14 protein-coding genes are annotated in these 16,473 nt (G+C 48.8%); 1 reads left to right on the top strand and 13 read right to left on the bottom strand.

All coding sequences use genetic code 11. From position 1 onward, the window contains the following. Positions 1–145: 145 nt before the first annotated feature. Positions 146–1,645 (top strand): GSCFA domain-containing protein, encoded by a 1,500-nt coding sequence (locus QTP81_RS12155; RefSeq protein WP_289365790.1) that lies wholly within the window; start codon positions 146–148, stop codon positions 1,643–1,645. Between the two features lie 91 nt (positions 1,646–1,736). Here QTP81_RS12155 and QTP81_RS12150 read toward each other — a convergent pair whose 3' ends face one another. The 13 genes from QTP81_RS12150 to QTP81_RS12090 are packed head-to-tail and all read right to left on the bottom strand — an operon-like array spanning position 1,737 to position 16,473. Further along, positions 1,737–2,303, bottom strand: a complete 567-nt coding sequence (locus tag QTP81_RS12150) for a phosphoribosyltransferase (protein ID WP_289365789.1) — start codon at positions 2,301–2,303, stop codon at positions 1,737–1,739. 24 nt (positions 2,304–2,327) lie between these two features. Beyond that, a complete protein-coding gene (gene puuE / locus QTP81_RS12145; protein WP_289365788.1) occupies positions 2,328–3,263 on the bottom strand; it encodes an allantoinase PuuE in 936 nt (311 codons plus the stop codon). Positions 3,264–3,266: 3 nt separating this feature from the next. Continuing rightward, positions 3,267–4,469 (bottom strand): urate hydroxylase PuuD, encoded by a 1,203-nt coding sequence (locus QTP81_RS12140; RefSeq protein ID WP_289365787.1) that lies wholly within the window; start codon positions 4,467–4,469, stop codon positions 3,267–3,269. A gap of 3 nt (positions 4,470–4,472) precedes the next feature. Then, a complete protein-coding gene (gene guaD / locus QTP81_RS12135) occupies positions 4,473–5,840 on the bottom strand; it encodes a guanine deaminase (RefSeq protein ID WP_434532984.1) in 1,368 nt (455 codons plus the stop codon). Then, a complete protein-coding gene (gene uraH, locus QTP81_RS12130; RefSeq protein ID WP_289365785.1) occupies positions 5,840–6,181 on the bottom strand; it encodes a hydroxyisourate hydrolase in 342 nt (113 codons plus the stop codon). Before uraH ends, guaD begins: the two co-directional genes overlap by 1 nt. Then, entirely contained in the window at positions 6,178–6,678 is a 501-nt protein-coding gene (uraD, locus tag QTP81_RS12125) for a 2-oxo-4-hydroxy-4-carboxy-5-ureidoimidazoline decarboxylase (protein ID WP_289365784.1), read from the bottom strand. The genes uraH and uraD overlap by 4 nt, the downstream gene beginning before the upstream one ends. Then, positions 6,675–7,610: a xanthine dehydrogenase accessory protein XdhC gene (xdhC, locus tag QTP81_RS12120; RefSeq protein ID WP_289365783.1), complete on the bottom strand. Its 936-nt coding sequence runs from the start codon at positions 7,608–7,610 to the stop codon at positions 6,675–6,677. The genes uraD and xdhC overlap by 4 nt, the downstream gene beginning before the upstream one ends. Continuing rightward, on the bottom strand, positions 7,603–9,966 hold the full coding sequence (gene xdhB, locus QTP81_RS12115; RefSeq protein ID WP_289365782.1) for a xanthine dehydrogenase molybdopterin binding subunit: 2,364 nt from the start codon (positions 9,964–9,966) through the stop codon (positions 7,603–7,605). Before xdhB ends, xdhC begins: the two co-directional genes overlap by 8 nt. After that, positions 9,953–11,461, bottom strand: coding sequence for a xanthine dehydrogenase small subunit (gene xdhA / locus QTP81_RS12110; protein ID WP_289365781.1), 1,509 nt, complete (start codon positions 11,459–11,461; stop codon positions 9,953–9,955). Before xdhA ends, xdhB begins: the two co-directional genes overlap by 14 nt. 46 nt (positions 11,462–11,507) lie before the next feature. Next, a complete protein-coding gene (locus QTP81_RS12105) occupies positions 11,508–12,815 on the bottom strand; it encodes an allantoate amidohydrolase (RefSeq protein ID WP_289365780.1) in 1,308 nt (435 codons plus the stop codon). Between the two features lie 9 nt (positions 12,816–12,824). Continuing rightward, positions 12,825–14,054, bottom strand: a complete 1,230-nt coding sequence (locus QTP81_RS12100; protein WP_289365779.1) for a pyridoxal-phosphate-dependent aminotransferase family protein — start codon at positions 14,052–14,054, stop codon at positions 12,825–12,827. 4 nt (positions 14,055–14,058) lie between these two features. Next, positions 14,059–14,883 (bottom strand): sulfite exporter TauE/SafE family protein, encoded by an 825-nt coding sequence (locus QTP81_RS12095; RefSeq protein ID WP_289365778.1) that lies wholly within the window; start codon positions 14,881–14,883, stop codon positions 14,059–14,061. 9 nt (positions 14,884–14,892) lie between these two features. Then, positions 14,893–16,473 (bottom strand): gamma-glutamyltransferase family protein, encoded by a 1,581-nt coding sequence (locus QTP81_RS12090; protein ID WP_289365777.1) that lies wholly within the window; start codon positions 16,471–16,473, stop codon positions 14,893–14,895.

The raw sequence follows: 16,473 nt of genomic DNA, 5'->3' as shown, positions 1-16,473 counted from the left end.
CAATTATTATCTTTTGCTCTCTCATAGATTCATTCAGGAGATTGCTAAGGCAATATCAATCTCCGCGCTCAATCTAGGGTAATAAAAATGCGAACAATGTCGATATAGAAATCACTGATGCACTTTTAGCCGCCTGAATAATTCTATGAAAGATCTAGTATTCGCAGAAAAACATCGTCAAAGAGCACTCTCTATCAATATCGAGTCATCTCCAGTGCTAGATAGCTTTAACAAAAAAGTCGTAGCGACCGGCAGTTGTTTTGCTTATGCGATTTCGAAGAATCTAAATGACCTAGGATTTAAGACACAGTTCGACGGACGAAGTGCAACGCGTTTTAGTGTCAAAAGCTTTGCTTCTTACATGCAGCATTTAATCGAATTACCAAGCACTTTTACTGATTCCAAGGCAGTCTACGTGGATTCGACGTACAAAAACCAAGAAAAAGACGTCATAACCTCAACGCTGCACAATGGTCTGTACGGCATAAATACTGACCTAGACATGTTCTCTCAACAGTGTTTTCAGATTGATAAAACATTTAAGGACAAGTTGAAAAACGCTGATCTGGTAATTGTGACATTAGGTACGAGTCAGTACTTGAAATTAAAACGGGGTGGACATGTAGTAACAAATTTCCAAGGCATTGATCGCTCAGAGTTCGATTTTATCGAGCCCACTACAAGTGAAGTCACAATTGATGTGCAAAACATTCTAAAAGCTCTAGAAATTCTCACTAATGAGTCAGCTATGATTTGCTTCACAGTGAGTCCCCAAAGATATGCATGGGGGCCAATTGGCGACTTCAAAGATCAAGAAACCGACTGGAACAATGAACTTGGTGCGTTTCCAAAGGATGGATTGGTAGCAAATTGTTATGATAAATCTAAAGTGCGTGTGGCCCTTCAAGATGGAATTCAGGCAACCTCAATAAATCGCAATATCAGATACTTTCCTTCTTATGAAATGGTGCTCGATGAACTGCGTAGCAAAGAAGCTTTTGGTGTCCGAGATTCCGATTATGGGCACGTTGCGCAAACCACCTCAGCGTATGTAGTTAATCGTTTTGTGAATAAATATATGAGCGATGAACTAAAACGTTTCATCGAAGTTCAAAAAAACTTTGCTAAAGACGTTCAGGGATTTAAGCAATTATCGATTCAAGAGCGCGTTGCTATCCTAGTGACCGCTGCAGAAAATATAGAGCGTCACCAATGTCTTCCCGTTCCGGAAACCTTTGTAAAACCGTTAAGGCAAGCATACAAACAACTCTTAAATTCGGGTATCAAGATTGAGCCAACTCATCGCCTACAACTTGATCGTATTTTTGCCTCCGGAACTGACTTCGTAGCTGACGTTCAACAGACGCTAGAGCAGCAACCCGATGATATTGATATCATTCTTTATGGCGCTGGTATTAGTGCAAAAAACTTACTCGAGAAAACAGATTTGCTGAATAGAAATATTGTGATGATTTGCGACCGTAACGCTGCAGCAATTGATAAGTTTTTTGGGTTTAAAGTGCAGCCCCCTGAGGCTCTGGCTCGCTTTCCAAATGCTAAACTTTTGATTAGCGCTCAAGAAAGTAGTGAGTCAATCATCGCTGACTTGTCTGAACAAGGGATAAGACGCGACCGCATAATATAATGTTCTACCAACTAAAACTTTCAACTAATAGCATTGAATCATTAGCCTTTCTACTGGTGGTCCGAGTGGAAAATTCGCTGCGTAAAGGCTCTTACTTCTTTAACAAAATATCTTTTATCCCTGCCAGCTCTTGTTTTCCATCGATAAGCTCTTCTGGTGTGAGGCCCGAGAGTTCATGCGGGAACACTAACCATTCGTCGCTCTCGCGTAGGTAGTAATCAGGCGTTAAGTCAGTTTTGTTGTTCTTAGGCTTAAACCACGGGCAGGCTATGCGAATGTCGCTTGGCGTATTTAAGCGCGACAACTTGCGAATACGCGCAATTAACGCCTCAATTGAGCGACCTGAGTCAAACACATCATCTACAATCAACAGTGAATCATCGGCGTTCGCTTCTTCAATGAGGTAATGCAAACCATGCACTTTAATGGTCTTAGAAACTTGGCCAATACCGTAATAAGACGAAGTGCGTACTGCAATGTGATCGGTTTCAACATCTTTAAAATCAAAGTACTCCTGTACCGCTATTCCAATCGGGGCGCCGCCGCGCCAGATACCGATGATAAAGTCTGGTCTAAAACCATCCTCAAACACTTGATCGGCAAGACGAAATGAGTCTTCGAGGAGTTCTTGTGAGGTAATAAATTTCTTTGTTGTCATGACAGGCTCATTTCTAATATTAGGTTACGCAGATTTGTATGGGTGCAGTTGCTGCCAATGCTCAGCAATATCAATTCTGCGGGCAAACCACACGTCATCAAAGGATTTGGCATACTGGAAAAAACGTTCTAGTGCTTTAAGCCGGCCGGGGCGTCCGATTAAGCGGCAGTGCAGGCCAATCGACATCATTTTCGGCCGATCCAATCCTTTTGGATCACCCTCTTCATACAGCACATCGAACGCATCTTTCAGGTAGTTATAGAACTGATCGCCCGCGTTAAAACCTTGCACGGCGGCAAAGCGCATATCATTAGCATCCAGAGTGTAAGGAACAATTAACTGCTGTTTGTCGCCAACGGTTTTCCAAAACGGTAAGTCGTCACTGTAATCATCGGCGTCGTAAACAAAGCCACCATTTTCGGCAACTAGCTTACCAGTGTTGGGGCTAGTGCGACCGGTATACCAACCTTTCGGCTTTGCACCGGTAATGGCTTCGATAATCCTAACCGCTTCTTGCATATGCTGGCGCTCAGTATCGATATCAACATTCTGATAGTTGATCCACCGCAGCCCGTGACTACAAATCTCGTGACCTGCCGCCATGCAGGCTTTAGCGATTTCAGGATGCCGTTTAAGCGCCATAGCAACCGCAAATACCGTGATGGGAATGTCGTATTTGTCAAACAATCGCAACAACCGCCAAACGCCAGCGCGGCTGCCATATTCGTAGACAGACTCCATACTCATATGGCGGTCTTCTACATGCGGTGCGCTCACGATTTCTGATAAAAAAGTTTCTGCCGCAGGGTCACCGTGTAAGACGCAGTTTTCACCGCCTTCTTCGTAGTTCATCACTACTTGTATCGCTATTCTGGCTTTGTTTGGCCACTTGGCGTGGGGCACATCAGCGCCGTAGCCCTGCATGTCGCGCGGGTAATTGTTATAGGAGTTATCCGCCATTGTTTAGTCCTGTGCCTCTAGCGCCTTTAACCAAGTGGCAAGTTGCGCGCGCTCTTCTGCTGTCATTTGGGTGAGATTGGCCAGTGGCATATCTTGAGTTATGATGGCCCGCGCTTGAATAAGCTGAATGCCTTGTTTCGCTTCGTCAATTGAATCTAGTACAAACCCTGCTGGCGCGGTGGGAAACATCGCAGAGCGCGGGCTTTGGCTGTGACACTCTGTGCAGTGTTTATCAATGATCTGCCAAGCTTGTGCATCGGTCACGGCAACGGTGTTCTCGCTTTCGCCAGTTTGCATTAAGTGCCACGGTGCAATGGCTAGCATTAACGCAAAAAACGCGGCTATACCACTGATAAGTACTTGCGGTTTGTCGACCCCTTGGTGCTTTAAGTTAAAGAAATGACGGATCCACATGCCGATAATGAATAGCCCAATTAATACCAACCAGCCGTACGTATGACTGTAGGTATAGGCAAAGTGATTGCTGAGCATGATAAAAATCACCGGCAGCGTGGCGTAGTTGTTGTGCACCGAACACTGCTTGGCTTTTAATCCCGGCGCCGGATCAGGAATGCGTCCTGCTTCTACTTCGGCCACCATATACCTTTGCCCCGGCATAATCACATGATAAACATTACCGGCCATACAAGTACCAACCAATGCACCAATATGAATATACACCGCGCGGTCAGTGAACAGCTGGTCCAGTCCCCAAGTAGCCAACGCAAGTAGCGCAATAACAACTACTGTGAATGCATAGCCATTGTCGACTAGTTTGGTTTTACACAAACCCCGGTAAATCGCATAACCAACCGCAATAAACGCCATTGACGAGCCAATAGCACGAAGCTTATCAATATTGGATTTCGCCGGATCTAACAGGTAAGCATCTGCGCCGATGTAATACATCAAGCTAAATAACAGCATGCCGGTTATCCAAGTGGTGTAGGCTTCCCACTTAAACCAATGCAGGGTCGATGGCATTTGCTCAGGGCCGTTTTGATATTTGGCCACTTCATAAAAGCCACCACCGTGAATGGCCCACAAGTCGCCGCGGATCCCTTTGTCTTTTTTCCATTGTGGCGGGGTTTGTAAATTGTTGTCGAGCCAGACGAAGTAAAAGGATGCACCAATCCACGCGATCCCAGCGATAACGTGGAAGTAACGCAACACTAAATGGGCAATCTCAAAAAAGTAACTCTGCATAATTTAGCTCACTTCCCTTAGTGGCGTGGTGTTAGATGACGCAAATTGCGGCTGCGCGTCGCGCTGATAAATGCAATCACCAAGCACATAGGTATGCTCAATACAGCGGTCATCGCCAAGCATCATGATCGCGAACAGGCGCTCGTGGAGGGTTTTGGCATGCTGCAGGCGGAAGCTCAAAAACGGTGTCGCGTGATGATCCAAGATAACAAAATCTGCTTCACAACCGGGCGTAAAATTACCAATGGAGCCTTCCAGATCGAGGGCCCTGGCGCCACCTAGAGTAGCCAGATATAAGCCTTTAAATGCGGTAAAGTTTTCACCTTGAAGCTGCTGTATTTTGTATGCTTCGCTACCGGTTTGCAGCAGTGAAAAACTCGTTCCAGCACCCACATCCGTGCCCATTCCCACGGTTACTTTGTGCTTTTCACAAGCCTTTAAGTTGAATAACCCAGAGCCCAAAAACAAATTGGAAGTGGGACAATGTGACAACGCCGCTTGGTGTTTTGCCAATGAGATTAACTCGCGCTCCGATAAGTGAATGCCGTGAGCGAAAACCGCGCGCTTGCGCACTAAACCCGCATCTTCATAGGCGCCTAAATAGTCATCTGACGCGGGAAATAATTTATCTACCCATTCACATTCCTCAATGTTTTCCGATAAATGTGATTGCATGTATACATCGGGGTATTCATCGAGCAATTGCTTACAGGCCGCCAGCTGCTCATGACTTGAGGTCGGTGCAAATCGCGGTGTTACCGCGTAGGCTAAACGGTCAACATTGTGCCATTTTTCAATTAAGGCTTTGGATTGGCTGTAGCCCAGCTCGGGCGTATCGGCTAAATCTTCGGGACAATTGCGATCCATCAACACCTTTCCAGCAATCATACGCATACGGCGCTGTTGTGCTTCAGTAAAAAAGGCATCGACCGATTCTGGATGCACAGTACCAAACACCATGGCGGTTGTGGTGCCATTGCGCAGTAGTTCATCAAGAAAACGCTTGGAAATATCTGCAGCATAGGCATGGTCGGCAAACTTCTTCTCGGTTGGAAAGGCATACTCGGTCAACCAGGTCAGCAATTGTTCACCGTGGGAGCCGATCATTTCGGTTTGCGGTAAGTGAATATGAGTATCAATCAATCCTGGAACCAGCAACTTGCCATCGTGACGAACAACTTCCGTGATGTCAGCATACTTGGCCACAATGTCTTTTTCAGCACCTAAGTCTAGTACTTTGCCCTGGTCAATAACCAAAGCGCCCTGTTCGAAATAACGCACGGCATCATCGCCAGCAATGCTGGGATCGTCGAGAAAATCGAGAATATCCGCGCAGATGATTTTACGCTTAGCGTGCTCAATGCTCATCACTAGCTCCCTCGATAGGTAGAGTAGCCAAATGGGGCTAATAGCAAAGGAATATGGTGATGTTTGTTATCTTGACGGCGGAAGCAAATCTCAGCAAAGGGGTAGAATGCGGGTTCTGGTTGCTCGGCAAAATAAGTGTCTAAATCAAAGTGCAATTTGTAAGTGCCAAATGTTACCTCTACCCCAGACAACCAATCAGTAATGCGACCATCATAGTCTGTTGCGCCTCGGGTAAGCTCAACCCAACTGTCTTGTTCGAGTTTATACAATACGACCGGGACGCCAGCTGCCGGCGTGCCTGTAGCGGTATCGAGAATATGGGTGGTAATTGGGCTCTTGCTCACAGTAACTTCTCCAATCGAATACGCGTAATTTTTGCTTGTTCGCCAGCGGCGATGGCCAATTCAGTAGCGCGATCATTGCAGACTCGCGCGCGGATCAACCCCAACATTTCATTGGCTGACTTGCCTGTGGCACAAACAATAAAAATAAATCCAAACTTGTCTAAATAGGCCTTATTCAAGCGCATCATTTCTTGTAACATTTCGTCAGTGGCGACTTGCATCCCCGACTGTTCATGACCGGCTTTATCAGCGGTTGCTGCGTATTTTTCACGCAGGGTCGACACGTCACCAATTTGTGGATGTCCTTCAAAAGCGGCCAAGTAGTCAGTTTCACCTAGCTCACACCAAACAGCATCCGCTGCATTAAACAGCTGTTGCGCAGAATCAAACGGCCGCTTTGCCACCATGGCAGAAACCCAATTCGGTGCAACGCAACAGCTCTCTAACATCACAGACGCCTGCTCTGCGGTGGCATTATTCAACGTTGTTAAACTCACTCTCCAGTAACCTTATGCGCCGCTGTAGGCGCTACTACTTGTTCATTGTTAGATAACTCAAAGGCCTGCTTTAGCTGTTGCCATTGCAATCCTCGTCGACTTTGTGGCGGCGTAGTCTGTTGCTGATATAGACCAATCACTTGCCCAGCAATAGAAACAGCGACTTCCATCGGTAATTTACCCGCCACATTAGGCACCCCCACAGGACAAATCATCGTCTCTATTTGGGCAGGGCTGAAGTCGCGATGGGCAAGGCGATGACGAAACCGTTTTGCTTTGGTAGCAGAGCCAATGACGCCCAGCCACAAGGCGTCATTGCGCTTTAAAATGGCGCAGACTAATTCAAAATCTAAGTGATGATTGTGGGTGAGTATCAAATAGGCGCTGCCCGCCTTGGCTCGTTTAGCCACCTCTACCGGTTCATCATCCACAACTTTAGTGACATTGGCTGGAATGTTGGCCGGAAAAACATCGGCACGGTTATCAATCCAACGGATCCGGATGGGTAATTGCGCCAAAATAGGTATTAACGCTTGCGCCACATGACCAGCACCATAGACGTCAAGCTGCATATGCTCACTAACCATAACCTCAAACATGACCACAGCGGCACCGCCACAGCACTGGCCTAAGTTGGCAGCTAAATGGAATTGCTCAAGCGCTTGAGCAGGCTCACCTTGCGTCAATAAGCTACGCGCCTTTTCGATTACTTTAAATTCTAGGTGCCCGCCGCCGAGGGTATCGAAAATATGCTCGCCAGTGATCACCATTTTTGTTCCCGACGCGCGCGGTGTTGAACCACTGGTACCCAATACTGTAGCAATCACATAATCAGTGCCTTCTCGCTCAAGCTGCGCAATCGCTTGCGACCAAGTTAGACTGTGAAAGCCTTGATGAGATTGATTGAGTGACATGTTATTTGGATCAGACATGAGTCGACTCCGGTTCCGCATTAGAGGTTTGTTTGGCTAACCAGGCTTTACTGACATTAACGGCGTTAAGCACCCGCTCCGGTGTAGCTGGTGTGTCAATACTCGGCAAATAGCGGTAATCGGTGATACTGCTTACTGCATCGCGAATTGCGCTCCATACACTGAAACACAGCATAAAGGGCGGCTCACCAACGGCTTTAGAGCGAAATACTGAAGTTTCCGGATTCGCTGAATCATATAACGACACATTAAACTCCGCCGGTGTATCACCAATGGCTGGGATCTTGTAGGTAGCCGGCCCAAAACTGGCCAGCTTGCCATCGTCATTCCATTGCAAATCTTCAGTCGTCAGCCATCCCATACCTTGAATAAACGCCCCTTCAATTTGACCAACGTCCAATGCGGGATTAATCGAGCTGCCGACGTCATGCAAAATATCAACGCGGGTAACGGTGTTTTCACCAGTGAGGACATCCACCTCTACTTCGCTTAATGCAACACCGTGCGCGTAGTAGAAGAATGGACGTCCCTCGGCTTTCTCTCTGTCGTAGTGTATTTTGGGTGTAGCGTAATACCCGGTTGATGAAAGTGAAATGCGTTTCATGTAAGCCAAATTAGCTAACTCTGCAAAGCTTATTTGGCCATTGTCGTAGGTCACTTGGTTGTTGTTGAACTCAACACTTTCCGCTTCTACGCCAAAATACTCGGCGATAAAATCAACTAAGCGCTGTTTGATGGTATTGGCCGCATTAAGCGCCGCCATGCCGTTTAAATCTGTGCCGCTAGACGCCGCTGTAGGTGATGTATTGGGCACCTTATCGGTGCGTGTGGCAGTAATGCCGACGGTTTCAAAATCGACGCCAAAGGCATGCGCTACAATTTGCGCCACTTTGGTATTAAGTCCCTGGCCCATTTCGGTGCCACCGTGATTGAGGTGAATGGAACCGTCTGAATATACATGCACTAACGCACCGGCTTGATTGAGGTGCTGCACAGTAAAAGAAATACCAAATTTCACTGGCGTCATCGACAACCCCTTTTTGATAAAAGGCGAGTTGCTATTGTGCTGTTTAATCGCCGCGCGGCGCTGACGATAATCAGCATCGCGTTCAAGTTGCGCGATCATATCGCCCATCACATGCTGCTCGACCGTTTGATGGTATGGCGTTACGTCGCGTCCCGGTTGGTACAAATTCGCTTTGCGCACATCGAGCGGATCTTTGCCCAGTGCAGCAGCAATATCATCCATGATCAGCTCAGCCACAATCATGCCCTGCGGGCCACCAAAACCACGAAATGCAGTGTGGCTCATAGTGTTGGTTTTACAGCGGTTACCGATGATTTTTGCCGCCGGATAGTAGTAAGCATTATCGGCGTGAAACATGGCACGGTCGACAATTGCGTCAGACAAGTCCGGCGAGTAACCACAAAAGCCATTAACCTCAATGTGCACGCCTTCAACCAAACCATCGTCGTTAAAACCGACGCGATAGTGATTGTAAAAAGGGTGACGCTTACCAGTTAAACGAAAATCATCCGCTCGCGCTAAACGCAATTTTACCGCACAGCCCAAATGATAAGTGGCCAATGCCGCTAAACAGGCCCAAGGTGCCGCTTGAGTTTCTTTGCCACCAAAAGCGCCGCCCATACGACGGGTTTCAACCGTGACAAAGTGAAACGGCTGCTTGAGTACTTTGGCTACTAAATGCTGAACTTCAGTGGGGTGCTGGGTAGAACAATACACTGACATACCGCCATCTTCATTGGGTGCAGTCATTGCTACCTGGCCTTCCAAGTAGAAGTGCTCTTGGCCACCGACGTGCAGCTCACCTGAAAGCGTATGCGCAGCATTGGCAATCGCTGCTTCAGCATCGCCGCGTTGCAATGAATGTGGAGGTCTAACCCAGTTCTGCTGCTCTACCGCAGTTTTAATGTCTAGCACGGCTTCGCTGCTTCTACACTCAATCTCGACCATTCGTGCAGCGCGTCGAGCGACGTCGTAACTCTTAGCAACCACTAACAATACCGGTTGATTGTGGTATTGAATTTCATTGTCGGTCAGGAGGATATCACCGGGAAAGACCGGGCCAATGTCCAGCTTTCCAGGCACATCACTGGCTGTAAAGATCCGCACCACACCCGCTAATGCTTCAGCCTTACGGGTATCAATGGATTTGACTACGCCACGAGTGATCGGCGCTAATACCGGATAGGCATGCAGACACCCGGCGGGTTCAGGATTGTCATCGACATATTTGGCGCTACCGCACACTTGCTTAACAGCGCTGTCGTGGAATTTCGATTGCCCGACGCTGCCACCGCGCGCTTTTAGTTTATCCATCTCAAAGTGACGCATGGGCAATCCTCACGGCTGGTTGCTCAGCAACGTTAACCACATCAATTGGCTGACAGAACTCATAACCAATACGGGTAAGTAAGTTTTGACTAACCGTTAGGCGATATTCAGCACTGGCGCGTACATCCGACATGGGTGAGAAATCTTGCGCTAGCGCGCTTGCCGCTTGATTAAAGCTGTGCTGGCTCAAGCTCGCACCGAGTAGCTGCTGTTCGACCGTTTTGGCCCGCGCTGGCAACGCTGCCATTCCGCCCATTGCGCAGCGCACCGCAGTAATTTGATCGTCGGCATGGTCCACGGCTAATACCAAACATACCGTGGAAATATCATCTTCAAAACGCTTCGAAATTTTGTGGCTTGCAAGTTTTAACGATGCCGGGCGCTTGGGTATTAAAACTTGGCGAATCACTTCATTCGCGGTTAGCACCGTTTGCCGATAACCGGTAAAGAAATCTTCTACTTTAACGTGTCGCGTACCGGCAATGGAAACAAGCTCTAGGGTAGCATCAAGGGCAATCAGCAAGGGCGCCGGATCGCCAATCGGCGAAGCATTTCCTAAGCTCCCCCCTAAAGTACCACCATTGCGGATTTGTTCTGAACCCAAGCGCTCGAATAGCTCTTTACTCTCGGGGTAGTGGCGACAGAATAGCTCGATGAAGTCGGCATAAGTCGCTGCGGCGCCGATGACCAGTCCATCGCCTGAATCACTCACCTGAATAAGTTCGGTCACCTGCGTAACGGAGATAATGATCGCAGGCTCGGTGAGCTGTTGCGTGAATTCAATGCTGAGATCTGTACCGCCAGCAATCAAACGCGCCTCGGGACACTGGTTTTTAAGATTTACTAGTTGTTTTAACGATTGTGGCACATAGAAATGATTTTGCTCAAAGCGCAGGCTAGGAATTTCTTTTAGGCTATTGCCAGCATTCCTTAAACTGCGCGCGAAACTGTCCGCAGTAGCAGCCCAAGCCACCGGCTGACGTTCGTATTCAAAGGCTTTTTCAGCGGCTTTGAGGATCGGCTGATACCCGGTACAGCGACACAGGTTTCCACCCAGAGCGTGGATTACTGCCTTCTTACCTGGATAGCTTGCATTGTTAATGTACAGTGCGAGTAAACTCATGATAATGCCTGGCGTACAAAAACCGCATTGCGAGCCGTGGCTTTCAACCATGGCTTTTTGCACTGGATGCAACTCATCAACATCGGCATACAAATTTTGCGTTACCGCCTCAACGGTAACGATGTGTTTGCCATGCGCATTGCCGAGTAACATTAAACAACTATTGATCGTTTTATAGCGCCATTGTTTTTCGCTGGAGCCATGTGCAACTTGCTCACCTACCAATAGCGTGCATGCGCCACAATCACCTGAGGCGCAACCTTCTTTGGTGCCGACCAAACCTCGGTCTTTGCGCAACCAGTCTAAGAGTGTGATGGTCGGTCTGCTATTCTCAACCGTCACTGGCGTATTGTTTAACAAAAACTGAATCACAATAGTTCCTCTTGCACTCTATTCATTTTAGCCTAGGGTAGCTTTATTAGCCTGCAGCCAAAGCTACATCGTCGTGCGTCACCGGCTCGTAGGTTTCTTGCGTCTTGGCAATCTGAATTGCTAACGCCGAATACATCACCGCCAATACCCGTGCCACATCCTCTTCGACCACCGTTTCTGATGGATGATGGCTTACGCCTCCGGGACTGCGCACAAACAACATGCCGACCGGACACTTTGTCGCTATAGCCATAGCGTCGTGCCCTGCGCCAGAGGGGAGCAGGGCAATTGACTCATCGTTTCGCGCACAGGCTTCCATAAAGGTCTGCATGATATGCTGATCACAGGCAACTGCCGCCGCGGCATGGGTCCACTGCCATTCCAGCGTCAAATTACGCTGCTCAGCTATCGCTTGTGCATGGTGCTCAATACTGTGTAGCAATTGGTCTAATTCACTGTCTTGCTGAGCGCGCACATCTAAACTGAGCGTGGTTTTACCGGCTATAACATTGACCGCACCGGGTTTGGCGTCGATATATCCCACGGTCGCAACTTGACTATTGCTGCACTGCGCTGCTGATTGTTCAACTTTACAAATGAATTCTGCCGCCGCCACTAGGCTATCCTGGCGCATGTGCATTGGCGTTGTACCCGAGTGTCCAGCGCGGCCTTTAAAGCTCACCAATGCACGTTTAGCACCTGCGATAGCGGTAACAACGCCAATGGCCTGTTGCTGGGCCTCAAGCACGGGGCCTTGCTCTATGTGGGTTTCCCAATAAGCGAGTAACTCGGTTGGATCAAGAGCCGCATCCTGCACTTTTAATGGGTCGAGGCCAAAGACAGTCATCGCATCAGCCATAGTAGTGCCATGCTCATCGGTCAGCTCGAGCCAATTAGCGTTGAAGTCGCCTGCCAAGGCTTTGGAGCCAATTAAGGTAGCACCAAACCGAGTACCTTCTTCATCACAAAAACCCACAACATCTAAATGAAACGGCAATTCAACACTCTGTTGATGGGCAAGATCAGCAAGTTCAATTGCCAGCATCACCCCCAGAATTCCGTCATAGGCGCCGGCATTGGGCACAGTGTCTAAGTGTGAACCAACAATTAAGCGCTTAGCAGCGGGATCAGACGAGGCTAAGCGGCCCCATTGATTGCCAACTTCATCTTGCCAAGTAGTCATTCCCGCTTGCTGCATCCAGCGCGCTGCCTGTTGATTGGCCTCGGCATGTTTAACAGTCAAATACTGACGTAAAATACCGCCGTCCATTTCGCTGATACGACTCAGCGCTAAGCAGCGCTCGATAGCGCGTTTGCCATGCCGGGTGATTGTGTGGGGATCAAGTACGTTCATCAGCCGCTCTTACTTGTAATGCGCTAACGCAGCTGCAGTAGCTTCGCCATGAGGGCCTTTGTAGCCATTGGCTTGTAAGCATGCATCCAAGCACGCCAAGGTCTGTAACACAGCATCTTTACGCGCGTTGTAGCCCATAGTGCCAATGCGCCAAATTTTGCCGTGCAATGGTCCAAATGACGTGCCAATTTCAATCCCAAAATCATCTAGCATCTGACCGCGCACAGCATCGCCGTCAACCTCGTCAGGGATATAAACGCCCACGACGTTGTTCATTTTGTTTTGAATATCACCAAACACTTTTAGACCCATCGCTTGCACCCCTACGAGCATTGCATCACCGTGCAGTTTATGGCGCGCAACGCATTCGTCGACGCCCTCTTCAATAACGATGCGCGCACATTCCGATGCACAATAAAGCATGTTAGTAGCCTCGGTGTGGTGATTGAGGCGCTCTTCGCCCCAGTAATCCATTACCATACCGAGATCAAAGTAGTTAGAGCGTATAAAAGGCTCTGTGCCATCTTGGTGAGCGGCTGTACGAATACCCGCTTCAACCTTTTTGCGCGTGCGGATCCAATCCACACACTTGTCGCTCAAGGTCAGCGGCGCAGAACCTGAAGGACCACCCAGACACTTTTGCAAACCAACCGATAATGCATCTAGCTGCCATTCATCGGCCGGTAATTCGTTGCCTACAATCGATGCCGTTGCATCGCAATAAAACAACACATCGTGCTGGGCGCAAATAGCGCCAATATGCGCCAGTGGCTGGTTCATAGTGGTCGATGTATCCCCTTGCACCATCGCCAACACATTCGGTTTGACGCGTTTAATGGCCGCTTCAATTTGCTCCGGTTGGAACACCTCTCCCCAAGGCACTTCTATAGTGTGAACTTCAGCCCCTACGCGCTGAGAAATCTCAGTTAACAAGTGGCCAAAACGCCCCATAATTGGCACTAAGACTTTATCTCCAGGGCGCAGAATCGAAACCAGCACGGCTTCAATGCCGGCGCGTGACGTACCGTCGACCAAGAACGTCCATTTGTTTTGGGTCTTGAAGATCTGGCGATAGCGCGCCATGGTTTCATTCATAAAACCGGTCATAGCTGGGTCGTACTGACCGATCAATTGTGCTGACATAGCGCGTAACACACGGGGGTCAGCATTGATCGGGCCAGGCCCCATCAACAGACGTTGCGGCGGGTTTAGGGTGTGAATATCGGTGTAATTAGTCATAAATTTATACTCCTAACGCCTGCGTAAACATGCGCAGGCCGGTGAGCATCAGTACTATGGCAAAAGCGCGTTTTAATTGTTTAGGGTCGAGTTTGCTGCCTATCTTCACACCTACGGGTGCGAACAAGATAGTCAGTGGAATGATGAGTAGAAAGGCCGGTAGATTAACCAAGCCGAAGGTGCCAATAGGCGCGTCAGTGGGTGTTTGCCCTACCACCAACAACGTAAGCACACCGGGTAGTGCGATCAACAGACCAAATACCGCAGCGGTGCCAACTGCGACGTGCGCGCGAATGTTAAATGCACTGAGCAATGGCACACCAATGGTACCGCCACCGATACCGATCATGACTGATAAACCGCCTACAGTAGAGGCCATTATCGCCTGACCCAATTTGCCCGGTAGTTGCTGTGCGAGTGCCGGCGCACCGGCGCGGAACAACATATTTAAACTCACCAAAATAGCGATGCAGGCAAACATTAAGGTCAGCGCGTTGCCACGAATGTAATGGGCAAATACGCTTCCGACAACCGCCATTAACAAAATAAAACCGGCCCAATATTTAAGTAACTCAACATCCACATTGCCTTTGGCATGATGTGAGCGAATTGAAGATATTGAGGTGGGAACAATGGTTGCCAACGACGTAGCCGTTGCAATCATCATTGCCGACTCGGCGCTGACGCCGAAGCCTTGTAATAAAAAATACAGTACTGGCACGATAACAATGCCACCACCGACACCAAACAACCCTGCCAGTATTCCGGCAAACACACCGGTGGCAATGAGAGCAACAACAATCGGCCATTGGGCTAATAATTCAGACATCGAAATTTCCTACGATTGTGCTTCAGCGGCAGATTCGACGCTGGCTTGGCCGTCGGAGCGCGGATCCGATGCGGCTTCTAGATGAGTTTGAGTATCAAGGATGGCCCCTGCATGGCCCATCATTTCATTGTTGTCTGGCACTGGCTGCCACTTATGGCGCAAGCGATCGAGCTCAAAGCCCAACTGCTCGGCAAGTTGTTGTTCGACTTTTAAATCTGTGCTGCTATCGCCCCACGTACGGCCAAGTAACCAGCGCGGCGAAGCAACAGCCTCAACGACTGATTTACCGCGCCAAGTGTAGTCGGTAAACACCTTGGCTTGGGTTTGCGGCTGGCCTTCCCCACCCATGGTACCGTAAGCGAGTCGGCGTCCATCGTGATAGCGCGCAAATGCCGGATTCAGTGTATGCGCAGGCTTTTTATGCGGTTGTAAACTATTCACAGCGCGCGGATCTAACGAGAAACTCACCCCGCGGTTATTCCAAACAAACCCGCCGTCGCGCATCACAACACCTGAGCCAAACTCCCAATAGATACTTTGAATAAAGCTCACCATTTGACCATTTTTATCTCGCGCAGCAAGCCATACCGTATCGCCAGGCGCCGCGTTAAACGGCCAAGGCTCAGCTTTGGACATGGAAATATTTTGCGCTAATTGGTCAATGACCGGAGCCTGTAAAACTTGCTCATAAAGCTCAGTGACAGCATTTGGATCACCCCATATTTGCGGGCGTAAATTGAAACTTTGCTTCGTGGCTTCAACAACTAAATGCATCCAGTCGATGTCAGAGATGGCGCGCGACTTAAGACGATCGATGATGGCCAAAATTGCCAGCGAGTGAACACCTTGAGTCGGCGCTGGTAGATTGTAACAATCAACGCCGTCAAGACTGGCTTTAAGTGGTGTAACTACTTGCGCTTGAGTGGCTGCAATATCTTCAATGGTTATTGAGCTGCCCGCAGCTGCTAAATCCCGCGCAAAACTGGCCGCTAATTCGCCGCTGTAGAATGCCATTAACCCATGTTCTGCAAGGTGTTCGAATACGCGTGCCAGCGTTGGGTTTGTGAAGTGCTCGCCTTGTCGAAGCGGTCTGTCGTTAGGCTCATACAAGTCTTTGAACGCTTGATTGCGCCCCTCGGTTGCAAATAACTTTTCCGCGGCCATCTGCAAGCTTTGCGTTACCTCAAAACCCTGTTTAGCTACATCTATGGCAGGCTTTAGAACAGTCGCCAATGGCAATTTCGCATTGTTATCCGCTTGCAGCGCTGCATGCCAGCCACTGATAGTTCCCGCTTGTGTGATGGCGCTGCGACCGCCCCGATCAGCAATAGCTTTTACACTTTGATACTGAGCCAAATCAGCAGCCGCTGCACCACAGGCATCAATTGCAATTGGCGCATCTGCGCCAAGATTATCAATCAGCCAAAAACTATCACCACCAATTGAGTTCATATGTGGATACACCACACTAATAGTTGCCGCAGCGGCGACCATGGCTTCAGTTGCTGTACCGCCTTGGCGCAAGATAAACATCCCAGCTTCCGTGGCAGTTTTATGAGGAGCGGTAAATGCAATATTAAATTGGCTCAT

It is taken from the genome of Neoalteromonas arenosi (assembly GCF_030362855.1).
GTDB classification, from domain to species: domain Bacteria; phylum Pseudomonadota; class Gammaproteobacteria; order Enterobacterales; family Alteromonadaceae; genus Alteromonas_E; species Alteromonas_E arenosi.
Note: the sequence above shows the minus strand (reverse complement) of the source record. Positions and strands in the feature narration are given on the sequence as shown.